Source organism: Streptomyces sp. HUAS TT7 (genome assembly GCF_051550175.1).
In the GTDB taxonomy this organism is placed as follows: Bacteria; Actinomycetota; Actinomycetes; order Streptomycetales; family Streptomycetaceae; genus Streptomyces.
Genome location: NZ_CP196175.1, coordinates 3,037,124 through 3,055,999 on the forward strand (window position 1 = coordinate 3,037,124; position 18,876 = coordinate 3,055,999).

General features: G+C 71.4%; 13 protein-coding genes. 8 read left to right on the top strand and 5 right to left on the bottom strand.

Going from position 1 to position 18,876, the window contains the following annotated elements; translation table 11 throughout:
• Nucleotides 1–34: 34 nt before the first annotated feature.
• Nucleotides 35–448, bottom strand: a complete 414-nt coding sequence (locus tag ACSHXC_RS13470; RefSeq protein ID WP_438296561.1) for an MGMT family protein — start codon at nt 446–448, stop codon at nt 35–37.
• Between the two features lie 212 nt (nt 449–660).
• Here ACSHXC_RS13470 and ACSHXC_RS13475 point away from each other — a divergent pair, with 212 nt between their 5' ends.
• Entirely contained in the window at nt 661–3,699 is a 3,039-nt protein-coding gene (locus ACSHXC_RS13475; protein WP_438291811.1) for a lysylphosphatidylglycerol synthase domain-containing protein, read from the top strand.
• A gap of 111 nt (nt 3,700–3,810) precedes the next feature.
• Here the strand turns inward: ACSHXC_RS13475 and ACSHXC_RS13480 are convergent, their stop codons facing one another.
• Entirely contained in the window at nt 3,811–4,545 is a 735-nt protein-coding gene (locus ACSHXC_RS13480) for a YwiC-like family protein (RefSeq protein WP_438291812.1), read from the bottom strand.
• A gap of 266 nt (nt 4,546–4,811) precedes the next feature.
• Here ACSHXC_RS13480 and ACSHXC_RS13485 point away from each other — a divergent pair, with 266 nt between their 5' ends.
• From ACSHXC_RS13485 to ACSHXC_RS13515, 7 genes are all read left to right on the top strand, one after another.
• Nucleotides 4,812–8,477, top strand: a complete 3,666-nt coding sequence (locus tag ACSHXC_RS13485) for a nitrate reductase subunit alpha (RefSeq protein ID WP_438291813.1) — start codon at nt 4,812–4,814, stop codon at nt 8,475–8,477.
• Between the two features lie 3 nt (nt 8,478–8,480).
• Nucleotides 8,481–10,025 carry a nitrate reductase subunit beta gene (gene narH, locus ACSHXC_RS13490; RefSeq protein WP_438291814.1) on the top strand — a complete coding sequence of 515 codons (1,545 nt, stop codon included), beginning with the start codon at nt 8,481–8,483 and terminating at the stop codon, nt 10,023–10,025.
• Nucleotides 10,022–10,663: a nitrate reductase molybdenum cofactor assembly chaperone gene (gene narJ, locus ACSHXC_RS13495; RefSeq protein WP_438291815.1), complete on the top strand. Its 642-nt coding sequence runs from the start codon at nt 10,022–10,024 to the stop codon at nt 10,661–10,663. The genes narH and narJ overlap by 4 nt, the downstream gene beginning before the upstream one ends.
• Nucleotides 10,663–11,388 carry a respiratory nitrate reductase subunit gamma gene (narI, locus tag ACSHXC_RS13500; RefSeq protein ID WP_438291816.1) on the top strand — a complete coding sequence of 242 codons (726 nt, stop codon included), beginning with the start codon at nt 10,663–10,665 and terminating at the stop codon, nt 11,386–11,388. The genes narJ and narI overlap by 1 nt, the downstream gene beginning before the upstream one ends.
• The gene (locus ACSHXC_RS13505) at nt 11,385–12,563 is read left to right on the top strand and encodes a TIGR04053 family radical SAM/SPASM domain-containing protein (protein ID WP_438291817.1); all 1,179 of its coding nucleotides are present in this window, start codon (nt 11,385–11,387) and stop codon (nt 12,561–12,563) included. Before narI ends, ACSHXC_RS13505 begins: the two co-directional genes overlap by 4 nt.
• A complete protein-coding gene (hemG, locus tag ACSHXC_RS13510; RefSeq protein WP_438291818.1) occupies nt 12,560–13,951 on the top strand; it encodes a protoporphyrinogen oxidase in 1,392 nt (463 codons plus the stop codon). Before ACSHXC_RS13505 ends, hemG begins: the two co-directional genes overlap by 4 nt.
• A 93-nt stretch (nt 13,952–14,044) precedes the next feature.
• A complete protein-coding gene (locus ACSHXC_RS13515; RefSeq protein WP_438291819.1) occupies nt 14,045–15,631 on the top strand; it encodes an alpha/beta hydrolase in 1,587 nt (528 codons plus the stop codon).
• A gap of 232 nt (nt 15,632–15,863) precedes the next feature.
• Here ACSHXC_RS13515 and moeZ read toward each other — a convergent pair whose 3' ends face one another.
• The 3 genes from moeZ to ACSHXC_RS13530 form a co-directional block, all read right to left on the bottom strand.
• A complete protein-coding gene (gene moeZ / locus ACSHXC_RS13520; protein WP_386106588.1) occupies nt 15,864–17,042 on the bottom strand; it encodes an adenylyltransferase/sulfurtransferase MoeZ in 1,179 nt (392 codons plus the stop codon).
• A 63-nt stretch (nt 17,043–17,105) separates the two neighbouring features.
• Nucleotides 17,106–17,882: a spherulation-specific family 4 protein gene (locus ACSHXC_RS13525; protein ID WP_438291821.1), complete on the bottom strand. Its 777-nt coding sequence runs from the start codon at nt 17,880–17,882 to the stop codon at nt 17,106–17,108.
• Nucleotides 17,870–18,835, bottom strand: coding sequence for an NAD-dependent epimerase/dehydratase family protein (locus tag ACSHXC_RS13530; protein ID WP_189962756.1), 966 nt, complete (start codon nt 18,833–18,835; stop codon nt 17,870–17,872). Before ACSHXC_RS13530 ends, ACSHXC_RS13525 begins: the two co-directional genes overlap by 13 nt.
• Nucleotides 18,836–18,876 lie beyond the last annotated feature (41 nt).

Consider the following 18,876-nt stretch of genomic DNA (forward strand, 5'->3'; position numbering starts at 1 on the left):
GGCCACCCCCGGCATCGCCGGATGGCGGAAGCTGTCAGGTATGAGCCGCCCCGCCGCCGAGCCCGCCGACCGCGCCGTCCGTGGTGCCGTCCCAGCGCGCCCGCCGCATGTCGAGCCTCGGCAGATGGCCCTCGGCGGACCGGCCCGCCTCGCGCAGCGGGGTGCCCTCGTCGCGGTAGTGCGCCAGGGCCCGCAGCTCGTGTCCGGGCAGGAGCTGCCCGTCCGACCGCACCACGCGCCACCAGGGCACCGCGCCGCCGTAGAGCGACATGACCCGGCCGACCTGGCGCGGCCCGCCCTCGCCGAGCCATTCGGCGACGTCCCCGTACGTCATCACCCGGCCCGGCGGGATGTGCTCGGCGACCTCAAGGACCCGTTCCGCGTATGCGGGGATCTCGGGCAGCGCCTCGCCCGCCCGGTCCCTCTGCTCCTCGCTCATCCGCTCCATCCTGCCGTACGCCACCGACAGTCGCCCCGAGTCGGGTCATGTCCGGGCGCAGTCCGGGCGCGGAGCGGCAAAGGGGCGCAACTCACACAGCGCACGCCCCGGCAATGCACCCTGATGCCCCCCTGGGAACTCTGGACATGCCACCATCATGCGGGCGGTGAGCGGTGATACGAGACAGAGACAAGACGGACGAGGCAGCGAAGGAGCGGGGCGTGCAGCCACCCGAGGCGGCGGCGAGCAGCACCCCTGAAACGGGGCGGCAGCCCGCCGCACCCGGTGCCCCCGGGCCGGCGGGGGGCGACGCGGCACCGGGTGCGGAGTCCCACCCAGGAACCGGACCTGAAGGCTCCGCAAGCCGGGCGGACGGCGAGCGCTCCGACGCCCCCGAAGGCTCCGCGAACCCCGAAAACCACGAAGGCCCCGCAAACCGCGAGGCCCAAGAGGGCCACGAGGGCCCTGACGCCCACGAGCGCTCCGAAGGGCCCATCGCCCGCGAGGACCGCGCAAACCCTGAAGGCGACCAGCACTCCGACGGCGCCGCGAGCCCCGAAGGCGACCAGCGCCCAGGCGGCGCCGACGGCACGGACTCCGCCCGGTGCGGCAAGGGCGGCGACGCCCTGTGCGACGACACCTCCGGCTCCATCGAGCGCGTCTCCGTGGACGAACCGCTGCTGCCCGCCCGCGTGCACCGCCCCTCGGACCTGCTCCGGCTGCTCACCGGTGTGCTAGCGATCGCCGTCGTCCTGGCCATCGCCGCGTTCGCGCACGGCACCACGTCCGGCCTGGAAAACGACATCACCAACGGCACCACCGGAGCCCCCGACGTCCTGATCCGCCTCGCCGGGCTCGCCTCCAGCATCGCCGTCCTCGTACTGCCCGTCGCCTTCGCCATCGAGCGGCTGATCAAACGTGACGGACTGCGGATCGCGGACGGCGTGCTCGCCGCGGTGCTCGCGCACGGCGTCGCCCTCGCCACCGATCTGTGGGTCGCCAAGTCCGCCCCCGGCTCGATCACCGAGGCGCTGACCCGGTTGTCGCCCTCGGGCTCCCTCACCGACCCCGTGCACGGCTATCTCGCCCCCGTCATCGCCTATATGACGGCCGTCGGAATGGCCCGCAGACCCAGGTGGCGGGTCGCGCTGTGGGCGGTGCTGCTGCTCAACTCCTTCGCCGTACTGGTCGGCGAGCAGACCACCCCGTTCTCGATCATCGTGACGATCCTGATCGGCTGGACGGTCGCGTACGGCACGCTCTACGCGGTCGGCTCCCCCAATGTGCGGCCCACCGGGCAGACCCTGCTCGCTGGGCTCCGCCACGTCGGCTTCAACCCGGTGACCGCGCTGCGCGCCGAGGACGTCCCCGACTCGATGGACCAGGGCGAGCGCGGCCGGCGCTATCTGGTCACGCTGCAGGACGCCCCGCCCCTCGACGTCACGGTCGTCGACCGCGAACAGCAGGCACAGGGCTTCTTCTACCGGGTGTGGCGCCGCCTCACCCTGCGCTCCATCACCACCCGCCGCTCGATCCAGTCGCTCAGACAGGCCCTGGAGCAGGAGGCGCTCCTCGCGTACGCGGCGATCGCGGCCGGGGCGAACGCGCCCAAGCTGATCGCCACCTCCGAACTCGGCCCGGACGCCGTGATGCTGGTGTACGAGCACACCGGCGGCCGCTCCCTGGACTCCCTGGAGGACGAGGAGATCACCGACGACCTGCTGCGCGAGACGTGGCGGCAGGTCGAGGCGCTCCAGTCGCGGCGGATCGCGCACCGCAGGCTGGCCGGCGACGCGATCCTGGTGGATCGTTCCGGCAAGGTGATCGTGACCGATCTGCGCGGCGGCGAGATCGCGGCCGGCGACATCGTGCTCCGGATGGACGTCGCCCAGCTCCTGACCACCCTCGGCCTGCGCGTCGGCGCCGAGCGCTCGGTCGCCTCCGCGCTCGACGTGCTGGGCCCGGACGTGGTCGCGGACAGCCTCCCGCTGCTCCAGCCCATCGCGCTGAGCCGCTCCACCCGCGCGACCCTGCGCAAGCTCGGCCGCGAGCAGGCGCAGCGCGAGCGCGAGGCGGTCCTGGAGGCCTCGGACGCGGCGAAGGAGGCGAAGGCCGCGGAGGCGGCCGCCGCCAAGGAGGCCGCGGCGCACCCCGAAGTGGTCCCGGTGCTGGACGACCGCAAGGCCGTCAAGGCCGAGAAGAAGGCCGAGAAGCTGGCCATCGACGAGGCCCTGGAGCAGGCGAAGGAGGACGATCTGCTCACCCAGATCCGCCACCAGGTGCTGCTGATCCGCCCGCAGGCCCCCGTCGAGCCGGTACGCCTCGAACGCATCAAGGTCAAGACGCTGATCAGCTTCGTGGCGGGAGCCTTCGCCGCGTACTTCCTCCTGGTGCAGCTCACCAACATCAAGTTCGGCGATCTGATCGCGAACGCCCAGTGGGGCTGGGTCGCGGCGGCCGTGCTCTTCTCCGCGCTGTCCTACCCGGCCGCGGCGGCCAGCCTGCTCGGCTTCGTGCCCGAGCGGGTGCCGTTCTGGCGGGCCGTGACCGCGCAGGTCGCGGGCTCGTTCGTGAAGCTCGTGGCGCCGGCCGCGGTCGGCGGTGTCGCCCTCAACACGCGGTTCCTCCAGCGTGCGGGCGTACGTCCGGGGCTCGCGGTGGCGAGCGTCGGCGCGTCGCAGCTCTTCGGGCTCGCCTCGCACATCTCGCTGCTGCTGATCTTCGGGTACGTGACGGGCACCGAGCAGACCTCGGAGCTCTCGCCGTCCCGGACGGTGATCGCGGGTCTGCTCACGGCGGCCGTACTGATCCTGGTCGTGACCGCGGTCCCGTTCCTGCGGAAGTTCGTGGTCAGCCGGGTCCGCTCGCTGTTCGCCGGGGTTGTGCCGCGCATGCTGGACGTGCTCCAGCGGCCGCAGAAGCTGATCACCGGGATCGGCGGGATGCTGCTTCTGACGGGCGTGTTCGTGATGTGCCTGGACGCGTCGATCCGTGCCTTCGGTACGGGGAGCGAGCACACGCTGAGCTACGCGAGCGTGGCGGTGGTCTTCCTGACGGCCAACGCGCTGGGGTCTGCGGCTCCGACGCCGGGTGGTGTCGGGGCGGTCGAGCTGGCCCTGTCAACGGCGTTGACGATCGCCGGCATGACTGCGGAGACGGCCACCTCCGCGGTGCTCCTGTACCGCCTGCTGACCTTCTGGCTCCCCGTCCTGCCGGGGTGGCTGTGCTTCAACTACCTGACGAGGAAGGGACAGTTGTAGGGGTCTGCGTTCGGCCTGCGGGCCGGTGGGGGCCGGCCGCGGATGAAGCTCTTGAAAGGCAGCCCACCAGGGGGGCGGGGAACTGCGCGATCGGCCCCCGCCCGCCCGCGCTCAGAAGGCAGCCAGTACCGTCCCCAGCAGGGCCAGCGAGGCCGCCACTTCCACCGCTCCCACCACCCCCACCCTCAGCCCCCGGCCGGGCAGGATCGCCGCTCGCAGCAGGTACAGCGTGAACGGGGCCGCCAGCCACGGGTTCAGCAGGGTCGCCGGCGCCAGGGCCAGCCCGTGGTAGGCCACCGAACCCCCGTAATACGCCCGCGAGTTCCGCTCCCTGATCATCGTCTTCACGTACGGGACCGTCCCCGAGAAATACAGCAGGCAGGCCAGCGCCGGGGCGAGGCCGGCGCCCCACGACCCGCCCCCCAGCCGCAGCGTCACGAGCAGCATGCCGCAGGCCGGGACCACCGCGGCAAGGCCGTTCCACAACGCCCGCTCCCGATTGGCGTATGCGTAAAGGGAGTTGATGACGATGAACGGGGCCGCGCATGCCGCTGCGGGCAACAGCCATGGATGCAGCACGGCCAGTGGGACGCCGAACAGCGCCGCCCCCGCGCCGAAGCACGCCGCCGGGCGGACATGGCGGCGCGGCGCCTTCGGGTTGCGGGAGATCCGGCTCAGGCGCAGCCACTGCTGGGCGTGGTACGCCGCGAGGTAACCGAGCAGCCAGGCCGCGAGCAGCGGCAGATGCGCCCAGCGCGGGTGGCCCAGGAACGTACCGGCGAGGAACGGGACGGCGAGCATCGCCCACGCCCCGTGCTGGTTCGGCAGCCAGCGGTTCCGGCTCACGACGGCCCACCTTTCCCCTTCCAAAAGGGTTCCCGAAATGCCCGAAAGGGCTAGATGTCCCACGCACTCGGCACGTTTCCCATCCTCCCAGCCCGCCCCCGGGACATTCGCGGAATTAGGTCACCGCCCCCGGGGACCAAAGTCCCCGGGTTCCAAGAAATGGCGGGCGTAGGCTCGTTGACGGCCGTCCGGAGGCGTCCGCATTTCCCGACACCTCGTCCGGAAAGGCCCGCTCACATTCTTTTTCCGGGCCGGAGGAGTTTCCGTTGCAAGAGAAGGCGCAACAGAAGGCGCAACAGCATCGCGGCGCCGCCGACGCACTGGTGCGGGCGGGCAGCTTCTTCACCCGTGCCGAGGTCTCCGACGATCTGCGCACCGTGCACCGCACCGGCGGCCGGGAGGCCGAGTCCTTCTACCGGGACCGCTGGAGCCACGACAAGGTCGTGTACTCGACGCACGGCGTGAACTGCACCGGCTCGTGCCGCTGGAAGGTGTACGTCAAGGACGGGATCATCACCTGGGAGACTCAGGCGACCGACTACCCCTCCGTCGGCCCCGACCGCCCCGAGTACGAGCCCCGCGGCTGCCCCCGCGGCGCCTCCTTCTCCTGGTACAGCTACTCGCCGACCCGGGTCCGCCACCCGCACGTACGCGGCGAGCTCCTCAAGATGTACCGCGAGGCCAAGGCGCGCCTGGGCGATCCGGTGCTCGCCTGGGCCGACATCCAGAGCGACGCCACCAGAAGAAGGGCGTACCAGAAGGCGCGCGGCAAGGGCGGTCTGGTGCGGGCCAGTTGGGAGGAGGCCGTCGAGATCGTCGCGGCCGCCCATGTGCATACGATCAAGGAGTACGGGCCGGACCGCGTCGCCGGGTTCTCGCCGATCCCCGCGATGTCGATGGCCTCGCACGCGGCCGGTGCCCGCTTCCACTCCCTCATCGGCGCGCCGATGCTGTCCTTCTACGACTGGTACGCGGACCTGCCGGTCGCCTCCCCGCAGGTCTTCGGCGACCAGACGGACGTGCCGGAGTCCGGCGACTGGTGGGACGCGGCCTATTTGATGATGTGGGGCTCCAACGTCCCCGTCACCCGCACCCCCGACGCGCACTGGATGACCGAGGCCCGCTATCGCGGCCAGAAGGTCGTCACCGTTTCCCCGGATTTCGCGGACAACACCAAGTTCGCCGACGAATGGATGCATCCGCACCCGGGAACGGACGGCGCTCTCGCCCTCGCCATGGGCCACGTCGTCCTCAAGGAATTCTTTGTCGAACGACCGACTCCCTTCTTTGTCGATTACGTGCGCACGTACACCGATCTGCCCTTCCTGGTCTCCCTCAAGGAGACCGAAGAAGGGCTCGTACCGCACAAGTTCGTCACCGCGGCCGACCTCGGCGAGGACACCGAGAACGCCCGGTGGAAGACCGTCCTCGTCGACGACGCCACCGGTGAACCCACCGTCCCGGGCGGCACGTTGGGCCACCGCTGGGGCACGACGCCCGAGTGGAACCTGGACCTGGGCGACACCGTGCCCCGGCTCAGCATGCTGGGCGAGGGCGACGGCGAGACCGCCGAGGTCGTGCTGCCCCGCTTCGAAGAGGACAGCGAAGGCGTCGTGCGCCGCGGTGTCCCGGTCCGCCGCATCGGCGGGCGCCCCGTCACCACCGTGTACGACCTGATGCTGGCCCAGTACGGGGTCGGCCGCGAGGGGCTGCCCGGCGAATGGCCCACGTCGTACGAGGACGCGGAAACTCCCGGCACGCCCGGCTGGCAGGAGACCCTCACCTCCGTCCCTGCGGCCCAAGTGGCCCGTGTGGCAAGGGAGTTCGCGGAGACGGCCGAGAAGTCCGAGGGCCGCTGCATGATCCTGATGGGCGCCGGCACCAACCACTGGTTCCACTCCGAGACTATCTACCGGGCCTTCCTCGCGCTGCTCACCCTGACCGGCTGCCAGGGCCGCAACGGCGGCGGCTGGGGGCACTACGTCGGGCAGGAGAAGTGCCGCCCGGTCACCGGCTGGGCCACGCTCGCGAGCGCCTCCGACTGGACCCGGCCGCCCCGGCACATGATCGGCGCGGGCTGGTTCTACCTCCACACCGACCAGTGGCGCTACGACACGCTGCCCACCGAGACGCTGGCCTCGCCGCTCGGCGACGGCCGCTTCGAGGGCATGACCGGCGCCGACTGCCTGGCCGCCTCGGCCCGCATGGGCTGGATGCCCTCGTACCCGACCTTCGACCGCAACCCGCTGGAGCTCGGCGAGGCCGAGGACCCCGTCCAGCACGTGGTGGACGAGCTGAAGGCGGGGCGGCTCGGCTTCGCGGGCGAGGACCCGGACGCGCCGCGCAACTGGCCGCGCGTCCTGAACGTATGGCGCGCGAACCTGCTCGGATCGTCCTCCAAGGGCAACGAGTACTTCCTCAAGCATCTGCTGGGCACGCACTCCAACCTCCCCGAGGACGGCCCGCGTTGCGCGCCGCGCGATGTCGCCTGGCACCAGGAGGACGTCGAGGGCAAGCTCGATCTGCTGCTCGCGATGGACTTCCGCATGACGTCGACGACGCTGCTCAGCGATGTCGTGCTGCCCGCCGCCACCTGGTACGAGAAGCACGACCTGTCCTCGACGGACATGCACCCGTTCCTGCACGCCTTCACCCCGGCCGTCGATCCGCCGTGGCAGGCCCGCTCCGACTACGACGCCTTCCACGCGATAGCCGAGCGCTTCGGCGACCTGGCCGGCGGACACCTGGGCGTGCGCAGGGACGTGGTGGCGACCGCGCTCCAGCACGACACCCCGGGCGGCGAGATGGCCCAGCCCGGCGGGGTCGCGCTCGACTGGTCGAAGGGCGAGTGCGAGCCCGTGCCGGGGCGGACCATGTACAACCTGACGGTCGTCGAGCGGGACTACGGCGCCGTCGGCGAGAAGTTCGCCGCGCTCGGCCCCCTCGTGGACGAGCTCGGCGTCACCACGAAGGCGATCACCTTCGACGTCGCCGAGGAAATCACGTATCTGGGTGAGAAGAACGGTCTCGTGCGCGAGGGAGTCGCCAAGGGGCGGCCTCGTCTCGACACCGCCCAGCACGCCTGCGAGGCGATCCTCTCGCTGTCCGGCACCTCCAACGGGCGCCTCGCGACCCAGGGCTTCGAGACGCTGGAGGCCCGCACCGGCCAGAAGATGGCCCACCTCGCCGCCGAGGCCGAGGGCAAGCGCATCACGTTCGCGGACACCCAGGCCAGGCCCGTACCGGTGATCACCTCGCCGGAGTGGTCGGGCAGCGAGTCCGGCGGGCGGCGCTACACCGCCTTCACCGTCAACACCGAGCACCTCAAGCCCTGGCACACCCTCACCGGCCGCCAGCACTTCTTCCTGGACCACGACTGGATCCACGAGGTCGGCGAGGCGCTGCCCGTCTACAAGCCGCCGCTGAACATGCACCGCCTGTACGGGGAGCCGGAGCTCGGCTCCAGTGACGGCAAGCAGGTCGCGGTCCGCTATCTCACCCCGCACAGCAAGTGGGCGATCCACAGCCAGTACCAGGACAACCTGTACATGATGACGCTGGGCCGGGGCGGCCAGACCATCTGGATGTCCCCGCAGGACGCCGAGTCGATCGGCGTGCGGGACAACGACTGGATCGAGGCGGTCAACCGCAACGGCGTGGTCACCGCCCGCGCGATCGTCTCGCACAAGATGCCCGCCGGCACGGTCTACATGAACCACGCGCAGGAGCGCACGGTCGGCGTTCCCAGGACCGAGAAGACCGGCAAGCGCGGCGGCATCCACAACTCGCTGACCCGGATCATGCTCAAGCCCACCCATCTGGTGGGCGGCTACGCCCAGTTGACGTGGGCGTTCAACTACCTCGGCCCGACCGGCAACCAGCGCGACGAGGTGACGGTCGTCCGCCGCCGCTCGCAGAACGTGGAGTACTGAGTCATGCCCCGTCGCGAAGCGACCATCGGACGCGTCATGGCACAGGTCGCGATGGTCATGAACCTCGACAAGTGCATCGGCTGCCACACCTGCTCGGTCACCTGCAAGCAGGCGTGGACCAACCGGCAGGGCACCGAGTACGTCTGGTTCAACAACGTCGAGACCCTCCCCGGCCAGGGCTACCCGCGCCGCTGGGAGGACCAGGACAGGTGGAAGGGCGGCTGGGAACGCACCCGCTCCGGCAAGCTGCGGCTTCGCGCGGGCGGCCGCCTCAAGCGCCTCGGCCAGGTCTTCGCCAACCCCGAACTCCCCCAGATCGACGACTACTACCAGCCCTGGACGTACGAGTACAAGAACCTGATCGACGCCCCCGCGGGCGACGACCTGCCCGTCGCGCGACCCGTGTCCAGCCTGACCGGCGAGCCCGTCGACAAGATCGAGTGGGGCCCGAACTGGGACGACAACCTGGGCGGCGCGCCCCAGAACGCCCCGCTCGACCCCATCGTCGAGAAGGTCCGCGACGAGGTCGGCGAGAAGATCCGCTTCGAGTTCGAGCAGAGCTTCATGTTCTACCTGCCCCGCGTCTGCGAGCACTGCCTCAACCCCGCGTGTGTCTCGTCGTGCCCGTCCGGCGCGATGTACAAGCGCGAGGAGGACGGCATCGTCCTGGTCGACCAGGACGACTGCCGCGGCTGGCGGATGTGCGTGACGGGCTGCCCGTACAAGAAGGTCTACTTCAACCACTCCACCGGCAAGGCCGAGAAGTGCACCTTCTGCTTCCCGCGCATCGAGGTGGGCCTGCCGACCGTGTGCTCGGAAACCTGCGTCGGCCGCATGCGCTACCTCGGCGTGATGCTGTACGACGCCGACAAGGTGGCCGATGCGGCGGCCGTCGAGGACGAACACGACCTGTATCCAGGCCAGTTGGAGTGCTTCCTCGACCCGGACGACCCGGCCGTCGTCGCCGCCGCGAAGGCCTCGGGCATCACCCACGAGTGGATCGAGGCGGCCCGCCGCTCCCCCGTGTACGACCTGATCGCCACCTACCAGGTCGCCCTTCCGCTGCATCCGGAGTACCGCACGATGCCGATGGTCTGGTACGTGCCGCCACTGTCGCCGGTCGTCGAGGCGGTCGCCGCGAGCGGCCACGACGGCGAGGACGCCGGGAACCTGTTCGGCGCGATCGACGCGATGCGGATCCCGGTGGAGTACCTGGCCGAGCTGCTCACGGCGGGCGACACCTACCCCGTGGAGGCGGTCCTGCGCCGGATTGCCGCGATGCGCTCGTACATGCGGCGCGTCAACCTCGGCGAACCTCGGGACGAGTCCATCGCCGCGGCCGTGGGGCTTACCGGCACCGAGATGGAGGACCTGTTCCGGCTGCTCGCGATCGCCAAGTACGAGGACCGGTACGTGGTGCCGAGCGCGGCCCGCGCCGACGCCGACGCCCTCGCCGAGGCCCACCCGCTCGACGACACCTGCCCGGTCGGCGAAGTCGCCCCGGGCCGTGTCCTGCTGAACCTCTCCCCGACCCGGAGGAGCGCATGAACCCCGAGGGCTCAGCCGTCCTGCGCCTGGTCGCGGCCCGCTGCCTGCACTACCCCGACGAGGCCTTCTACAGCCAACTTCCGCTACTGCGCGAGGTGTTGAGGGAATTCCCGGGCTCCGCCGCCGAGCGACTCCAGTCCTTCGTGGACATCGCGGAGGCCACCGATCCGCTGGACCTGGCCGCGCACTACACGTCGACGTTCGACACCCGCAACCGCCGCTGCCTCTATCTGACCTGGTGGACCGACGGCGACACCCGGCGCCGCGGCCTCTCGCTCGTCCGGATCAAGCGGATCTACCGCGACCACGGCCTGGAGTTCAGCCACGAGGAGCTCCCCGACTTCCTTCCGGCCGCACTCGAATTCGCCGGACGCCACGAGGAGTCCGGCACCGAGCTGCTCCAGGAGCACCGCGCGGGCCTCGAACTGCTGCGGCTCGCCCTGACCGAGACCGGCACCCCGTACGCCGACGTCCTCGAAGCGGTCTGCGCGACCCTGCCCGGTGCCTCGCCCACGACCAAGGCCGAGGCGAAGGCGCTGGCCGCGGCGGGCCCGCCGCGCGAGGCCGTGGGCCTTGAGCCGTTCGGGCCGGGCGTCGAACTCCCCTGGCCCGGCTTCCCCGAGAGGAAGGCATCCTGATGGACCTGCTCCTGTGGGGCGTGCTGCCCTACGTCTCGATCGCGCTGCTGGTCGCGGGCACCTTCTGGCGGGCCCGCTACGACCGGTTCGGCTGGACCACCCACTCCACCCAGGTCCACGAGTCGCGACTGCTCCGCATCGGCTCGCCGCTCTTCCACTTCGGGATGCTCTTCGTCGTACTCGGTCACGTGGTGGGCCTGGTGATCCCGCGGAGCTGGACGGACGCCGTCGGCGTCAGCGACCACACCTACCACCTGCTCGCCGTGTCGACGGGCGCGGTCGCGGGCGTCGCGGCGGCGGCCGGCATCGCTCTCCTGGTCTTCCGCCGCTTCAAGGTCCCGGCGGTGCGCAGGGCGACGCTGCGCAGTGACCACCTGATGTACACGTTCCTGCTCGGCGCGATGCTGCTCGGCCTGACGGCGACGATCCTCAACTCCACGGGCGCCACCGGCGATTACAACTACCGCGAGGGCATCTCGATCTGGTTCCGCTCGCTGTTCGCCTTCCAGCCGGACTATCACCTGATGGGGGCGGCCCCGCTCGCCTTCCAGCTGCACATCCTGTTCGGCTTCACGCTGTTCGCCCTGATCCCGTACTCGCGCCTGGTCCACATGTTCAGCGCGCCGGTGCAGTACCTGTTCCGCCCGTACGTCGTCTACCGGCGCCGCGACCCGAAGCTGACCGCCAACCGGCCGGCGCGGCGCGGCTGGGAGCGGGTGCGATGAGCGGGCGCACCCTCGTACGCAGGCCCCGGCACGCCGTGGCGGAGCGCCCCTTCATCGTCATCTGGGAGGCCACCCGGGCCTGCCCGCTCGCCTGTCTGCACTGCCGCGCCGAGGCGCGGCCGGACCGCGACCCGGGCGAACTCGACGGGGGGGACGCCCGGCGCCTGATGGACCAGATCGCCGCGTTCGGGAAGCCCGGCCCACTGTTCGTGATCACCGGCGGCGACCCGTTCCAGCGCGCCGACCTCAACGAGCTTGTGGCGTACGGGACTTCACTCGGACTGCGGGTCGCGGTGTCGCCCTCCGGCACACCGACCCTGACCCGCACGAACCTCACGGCGGTGCGGAACGCGGGCGCCGTGGCGATCTCCCTGTCGCTCGACGGCTCGACCGCGGCCCGGCACGACGCGTTCCGGGGTGTCGACGGGGTCTTCGACTGGACCCTGGACGGCTGGCGCACGGCCCACGAGCTCGGCCTCAAGGTGCAGATCAACACCACCGTGACCCGCGCCGGCCTGCCCGACCTCGCCGACATCGCGGCCCTGGTCAAGCGCGAGGGCGCGATGCTCTGGTCGGGTTTCGTCCTGGTGCCGACCGGCCGCGGCGCGGGCCTGGAGGCGCCGGCCCCGGACGAGATCGAGGACGTGCTGCACTTCCTGCACGACTGCGGCTCGGTCATCGCCACGAAGACGACGGAGGGCCACCACTTCCGCCGCGTCGCCCTGCAGCGCGCGATCCTGGCCCGGCGCGGCGAAGCGCCGGAGCCCGGCCCGCTGCACCGCCAGCTCACCGCACGGGCAAGTCAGTTGGGCTTCTTCGAAGGGGAGGGCCGACCGGTGCGCAGACCGCCGATGGACGTGTCCTCGGGCCGGGGCTTCGTCTTCGTCTCCCACACCGGCGAGGTGCACCCCAGCGGCTTCCTGCCCGTCTCGGCAGGCAATGTGAAGCACCATCCGCTGGCCGACATCTACCGCGGCTCGGCCCTGTTCGCGACGCTCCGCGACCCCGGGCTGCTGCGCGGCAAGTGCGGGCGCTGCGAGTTCAACTCCGTCTGCGGGGGCTCGCGTTCACGGGCGTACGGGCTGACCGGCGATGTGCTCGCCGCCGACCCGTGGTGTGCGTACGAGCCCGGCAGCTTCCCCTATCAGGACGACCTCCGAGAGCTGGCCCCATGACATCGAAGCGTTCGGTCATCGTCATCGGCGGAGGCATCAGTGGCCTCGCCGCCGCCTGGCAACTGCGCGGCCGGGCCGAGGTCACGGTCCTGGAGAGCGAGGCCCGGGTCGGCGGCAAGCTGCGTACCGGCACGCTCGCCGGGGTGGCCGTCGACGAGGGCGCCGAGTCCCTGATGGCGCTGCGGCCCGAGGCGGTCGACCTCGCCGAGGCGGTCGGGCTCGGCCGGGCGCTGGCGGACCCCGCACCAGCGCCGGTGACCGTGTGGACGCGGGGCGCGCTGCGCCCGATGCCCGCCGGCCATGTGCTCGGCATCCCGTCCGACCCGGAGGCCCTCGCCGGGACCGGTCTCCTGTCGGAACAGGGCCTGGCCCGCCTGCGCGAGGAGCCGTCCCTCCCGGCCTCCCCCGTCACCGAGGACGTCGCGATCTCCACCTATCTCGCCGAACGGATCGGCCGGGAGGCGGTGGACCGCCTGGTGGAACCGCTGCTCGGCGGCGTGTACGCGGGCAGCACCGACCATCTGTCCCTGCGCTCGGCGATGCCGGGCGTCGCGGGCATTGCCGGGCGCGGCCAGCCACTCCTGGCCGCCCTGCACGGCCGCCCCCGCCCCAAGGGTTCCTTCGTACGCGGCGTCGAGGGCGGCACCGGCCGACTGCCGCTCGCCGTCGCGCGGGCCTGCGGCGCGCGCATCCTGACCGGCACGACCGTACGAGCCCTGGAGCGCACGGCATCCGGGGGCTGGCGGGTCCAGGCGGCCACCGCCGACGGCCCGCTGCTGCTCAGCGCCGATGCCGTGATCCTCGCGGTGCCCGCCTTCGCGGCGGCAGCGCTCCTCGGCCCGCACGCGCCGGCCGCCCACTCCGAGCTGTCGGCGATCCCTTACGCGAGCACGGCCGTGGTGACGATGGCGTTCGCCCGCGACCGGGCCGGGCTCGGCGGGCTGCCGTCCGGCAACGGATTCCTCGTGCCGCCCGTGGACGGGCACACCGTGAAGGCGGCGACGTTCCTCTCCAACAAGTGGGGCTGGCAGGCGAACGCGGCCCCCGAACTCTTCCTGCTGCGCGCCTCCATCGGCCGGAACGGCGAGGAGCACCTCCTGGACCGCCCGGACCGCCACCTCGTCCGCACCGCCCTGAACGACCTGCACCGCGCGGTGGGCGCGATCGGCGAGCCCGTCGCGGCCCGCGTCACCCGCTGGGACCGCGGCCTCCCCCAGTACACGGTGGGCCACGCCACCCGCCTGGCTCGCATCCGCCACGACGTCGCCGGTCTGCCCGGCCTTGAGGTGTGCGGCGCGGCGTACGAGGGCGTGGGGATAGCGGCGTGCGTGGCGACGGGGCTGGCGGCGGCCGAGCGGGTGCTCGATCGGGCGGGCGTTCCGGGCTGAGCAAGCCGGCGACCGGGCGGAGCCGGGCGGGGTGCCACCCTGATGGGCCGCCCCACTCGCGCGCTCCCCCGGTTCCCGACGCAGGATGGGGAGATGGAACACCACCGCGCCCCGCGCAAGCGGACCCTGACCGCCGCGCTCAGCGCCGCCGCCGTACTGCTCGCCACCGTCGGCTGTTCCAGCGGGGCCAAGGACGAGGGCGGGCTCACCTCGGGCACCGCCGACCCTGCCGAGCTCGCCACCCAGAAGCTGGACTGGAAGGCGTGCTCCGCGCCCACCGCGGCCGAGGGCACCGGCACCGCGCCCTCCCCGCTGCCCGGCGGCGCGCAGTGGGAGTGCGCCACCATGAAGGTGCCGCTGGACTACGCGAACCCCAAGGCCGGCACCCTCGACCTCGCCCTCATCCGTACCGAGGCCACCGACAAGGCGAACCGCATCGGCTCGCTCGTCTTCAACTTCGGCGGCCCGGGCGGCTCCGGCGTGTCCACCCTGCCCGCCGCGGCCAAGGACTACGAGGGGCTGCGCGGCCGCTACGACCTGGTCAGCTTCGACCCGCGCGGGGTCGGCGCGAGCGCGCCCGTGCAGTGCGAGAACGACTCCCAGCTCGACAAGTACTTCGCCCAGGACGCCACTCCCGACGACGTCTCCAAGGAGGAGGCGTACGTCGAGGGCCTCAAGTCGTTCGCCACCGCCTGCCAGGACAACTCCGGCAAGGTCCTCCCCCACGTCGGCACCACGGAGGCCGCCCGCGACATGGACCTGCTGCGCCAGGTCCTCGGCGACCAGAAGCTGTACTACATGGGGATCTCGTACGGGACCGAGCTCGGCGGCGTCTACGCCCATCTGTTCCCGAAGAACGTCGGGCGGGCCGTCCTCGACGCCGTCGTCGACCCCACCAACGACGTCGAGCAGAGCGCGATCGGCCAGGCCAAGGGCTTCCAGCTCGCCCTCGACAACTTCGCGCAGGACTGCGTGAACCGCGGCGACAAGTGCCTCCTGCGCGGCGCGAACGTGCGGGAGGTCGAGGACGTCATCGTCAAGCTGCTCGCCCAGCTCAAGACGAAGCCCATCCCGGCCGGCAACAGCGGCCGACAGCTCACCCAGACCCAGGCCACCAACGGCATCGCCCAGGCCCTGTACTCCAAGGAGTACTGGCAGCTCCTCGAACAGGGCGTCGACGAGGCGGAGGGCGGCCAGGGCGCGCTGCTCCTCGCCCTGTCCGACGCCATGAACGGGCGCGCCAAGGACGGCACGTACAGCAACATCCAGGCCGCCAACGCGGCCATCAACTGTGCTGATTTCAAAGAGCGTTACTCAGTGGACCAAACGAAGGCCAAACTCCCCGAGTTCCGCAAGGCATCGCCCGTCTTCGGCGACTTCATGGCCTGGGGCCTCATGGGCTGCACCGAGTGGCCGGTCGCCGGCCAGTGGACCACTCCCGACGTGAGCGCACCGGGCGCCGCCCCCATCGTGGTCATCGGCAACACGGGGGATCCCGCGACGCCGTACGCGGGAGCCCGGAACATGGTGGACAAGCTGGGGCCCGGGGTCGGCGTCGAGCTCACCTACAAGGGGCAGGGGCACGGGGCGTACAACAGCGGCAACAAGTGTGTGCAGGAGGCTGTGAACGCTTACCTCTTGGAAGGAAAGGTGCCCTCTGCGGGGGCTGTTTGCCAGTAGCCCGGCGCCGCCGCCGCTTTGGAGTGCGTTTGACTGCGGGCCGTCTGTGGCTGGTCGCCCAGTTCCCCGCGCCCCTAGCAGAATGCGGTACCGCAGCATGGCAATGGGGCCGACCGCACGAGAAGTGCGGGCCGGCCCCATTGGCCTTCAGGGGCGCGGGGCTGTGACATGTGCGGCTCCGCCGCGTGGGCGCGACCAGCCCACGACGGCCCGCAGTCGAAGTACCCGGCGCTTAGTAGATCGGCTTCTCCGGCTCGATCTGGTTGACCCAGCCGATCACGCCGCCGCCCACGTGCACCGCGTCGGCGAACCCCGCCGCCTTGAGGACCGCGAGGACCTCCGCCGAGCGGACGCCCGTCTTGCAGTGCAGGACGATGCGCTTGTCCTGGGGCAGCGACTCAAGGGCCGTGCCCATCAGGAACTCGTTCTTCGGGATCAGCTTGGCGCCCGGGATCGAGACGATCTCGTACTCGTTCGGCTCGCGGACGTCGATGATCTCGATCTTCTCGTCCGCGTCGATCCACTCCTTGAGCTGCTTGGGAGTGATCGTCGAGCCCATGGCCGCTTCCTGGGCCTCCTCGGACACGACGCCGCAGAAGGCCTCGTAGTCGATGAGCTCGGTGACCGTCGCGTTGGGGCCGCAGACCGCGCAGTCGGGGTCCTTGCGGACCTTGACCTGGCGGTACTGCATCTCCAGGGCGTCGTAGATCATCAGGCGGCCGACCAGCGGCTCGCCGACACCCGTGAGGACCTTGATCGCCTCGGTCACCTGGATCGAGCCGATCGACGCGCAAAGGACGCCCAGCACGCCGCCCTCGGCGCAGCTCGGGACCATGCCCGGCGGCGGGGGCTCCGGGTAGAGGCAGCGGTAGCAGGGGCCGTGCTCGGACCAGAAGACCGAGGCCTGGCCGTCGAAGCGGTAGATCGAGCCCCAGACGTACGGCTTGTTCAGGAGCACGCACGCGTCGTTCACCAGGTAACGCGTCGCGAAGTTGTCCGTGCCGTCGACGATCAGGTCGTACTGGCTGAAGATGTCCATCACGTTCTCGGCTTCGAGCCGCTCTTCGTGCAGGACGACGTTCACGTACGGGTTGATGCCGAGGACGGAGTCGCGCGCGGACTCCGCCTTGGAGCGGCCGATGTCGGCCTGGCTGTGGATGATCTGACGCTGGAGGTTCGACTCGTCGACCTCGTCGAACTCCACGATGCCGAGCGTGCCGACACCGGCTGCGGCCAGGTACATCAGGGCCGGGGAGCCGAGACCGCCGGCGCCCACGGCGAGCACCTTCGCGTTCTTCAGCCGCTTCTGCCCGTCCATCCCGACGTCGGGGATGATCAGGTGGCGCGAATACCTGCGGACCTCGTCTACGGTGAGCTCAGCTGCTGGCTCGACCAGGGGTGGCAGCGACACGGAAACTCCGTCGGTCGGTAACTCAGTACGGTTGTTCTCTCCGTAACACTGCCACGCGCCCCCTCATTCCGAGATACCCGGTCCGATCCGCGAGACGATTTCGTCCCAGTAGCCGGGCAGGGTCTCGAATGGGTCGATATGACCGTTTTCCCGGCCGGAGCGGTCGACGCGGTCCGTGAAGTAGATCGTGCCCGCGCCCTGCCAGCGGGCGATCCGCAGCGCCTCCTCCAGATGCGTTCTGGGCACCCCGTGCACCAGGTGGCAGAAGCGCTCCGACGGGTAGTCGGCGGTCCATTCGGCTACCTGCGACCAGCGGTAGTCGGTCCACGGGCCGGTGTACGTGATCAGCTGGTCGGCGGCTTCCGCGTAGCCGGGGTACGGGTGCGTCCCGTGCCCGAAGACCAGGTGGGCGCCGTCGCGCAGAGCCCGCAGCGTGTCGGCGGTACGCCGCATTTCGGGAAGCGCGTCTCGCTCTGTGGGACAGCGGTCGAGCAGGAAGCCTTCGACCCGGTACCAGTCGAGGTAGCGGTGCGCCTCGGAGATCTGCTCGCCGAAGGGGCGGCTGCCGTACGCCGTGTCGACGTGGCCGAGCACCCGGATGCCCGCGTTGCGCAGTTTGCCGACCGCTTCGAGGCAGTGCGGGTCGGGCCGGCTGCCGGGGCCGCCGGGGGTGCCGCCGGACACATTGAGCACGGCCCAGTGCAACGGCGTTCCGGGGCGGGTGAGTTCGGCCCATTCGACGGGGGCGACGAGCGGGTGGGCGTAGCCGGGGACGCCGAGGCCGAGCCGGTCGGCGCCGGTCGCCGCGCGCTGCCCGAGGAGCCGGGTCAGATTCGGCATGCCGCCTCCATCCAGATGTCGGCGAGGGATTCCTCCAGGTTGATCCGGGGCCGCCAGCCGAGCCGGTCGCGGGCGGTGCGCACGTCGGCCTGCTGCCAGCTGCCGCAGCCGTCGGGGTACGGGGCGGGCGTGGCGAGGTGTTCGAGCGCGGCCTCGCCGGAGCGCGGGGAGCCGATGAGGCCGGGGCGCATGACGGGCGGCCCGTCGAGTTCGTGCAGGGTGCCCGCGTAGCCGGCGACCCTGGCCAGGACGGCGGCCGCGTCGCGGAGCTTCACCGAGCGTCCGGTGCCGATGTTGACCACGCCTTGGGCGGCGGAGAGCGAGGCGGCGTGTACGGCCCGCGCCACATCGCGTACGTCCACGAAGTCCCGCTGCACGCCGAGCCCGCCGAGCTTCAGCTCGCCGTCGCCGGACTGCATGGCCCGCCGCATCGCCTCGGCGAGGCGCCCGAGCGGCGAGCCGGCGGGGGTGCCGGGGCCGACGGGCGAGAAGACGCGCAGCACGATCGCGTCGAGGCCCGAGCCGAGGACGAGTTCGGTCGCGGCGAGCTTGGAGACGCCGTACGGCCCGCCGGGGCGCGGCACCGCGTCTTCGGCGGTGGAGGACCCGGGCTGCGAGGGCCCGTACTCCGAGGCGCAGCCGATCTGGACGAGGCGGGCGCCGCAGCCGCTGCGCCGCAGCGCCTCGCAGACGGTGGCGACGGCGACGGTGTTGTGCCGGGTCAGCTCGCGGGCGCCGCCTCGGGTGGCCCCGGCGCAGTTGACGACGACCCCGGGGTGCACGGCGTCGAGGAAGCGGGTGAGGGCTCCCGGGCTGCCTGTGGCGAGGTCGAACCGTACGTCCGCGTCGTCGCCGCGCCCGAGGGCGGTGAGCTGCACGGCGGGGTCGGCGAGCAGGCGGTCGGCGACGAACCGGCCGAGGTATCCGTTGGCTCCGAGCAGCAGCACCCTCATCGCACGGTCCTTCCGTGCGGGCGGCGGGAGGCCGGTGGCAG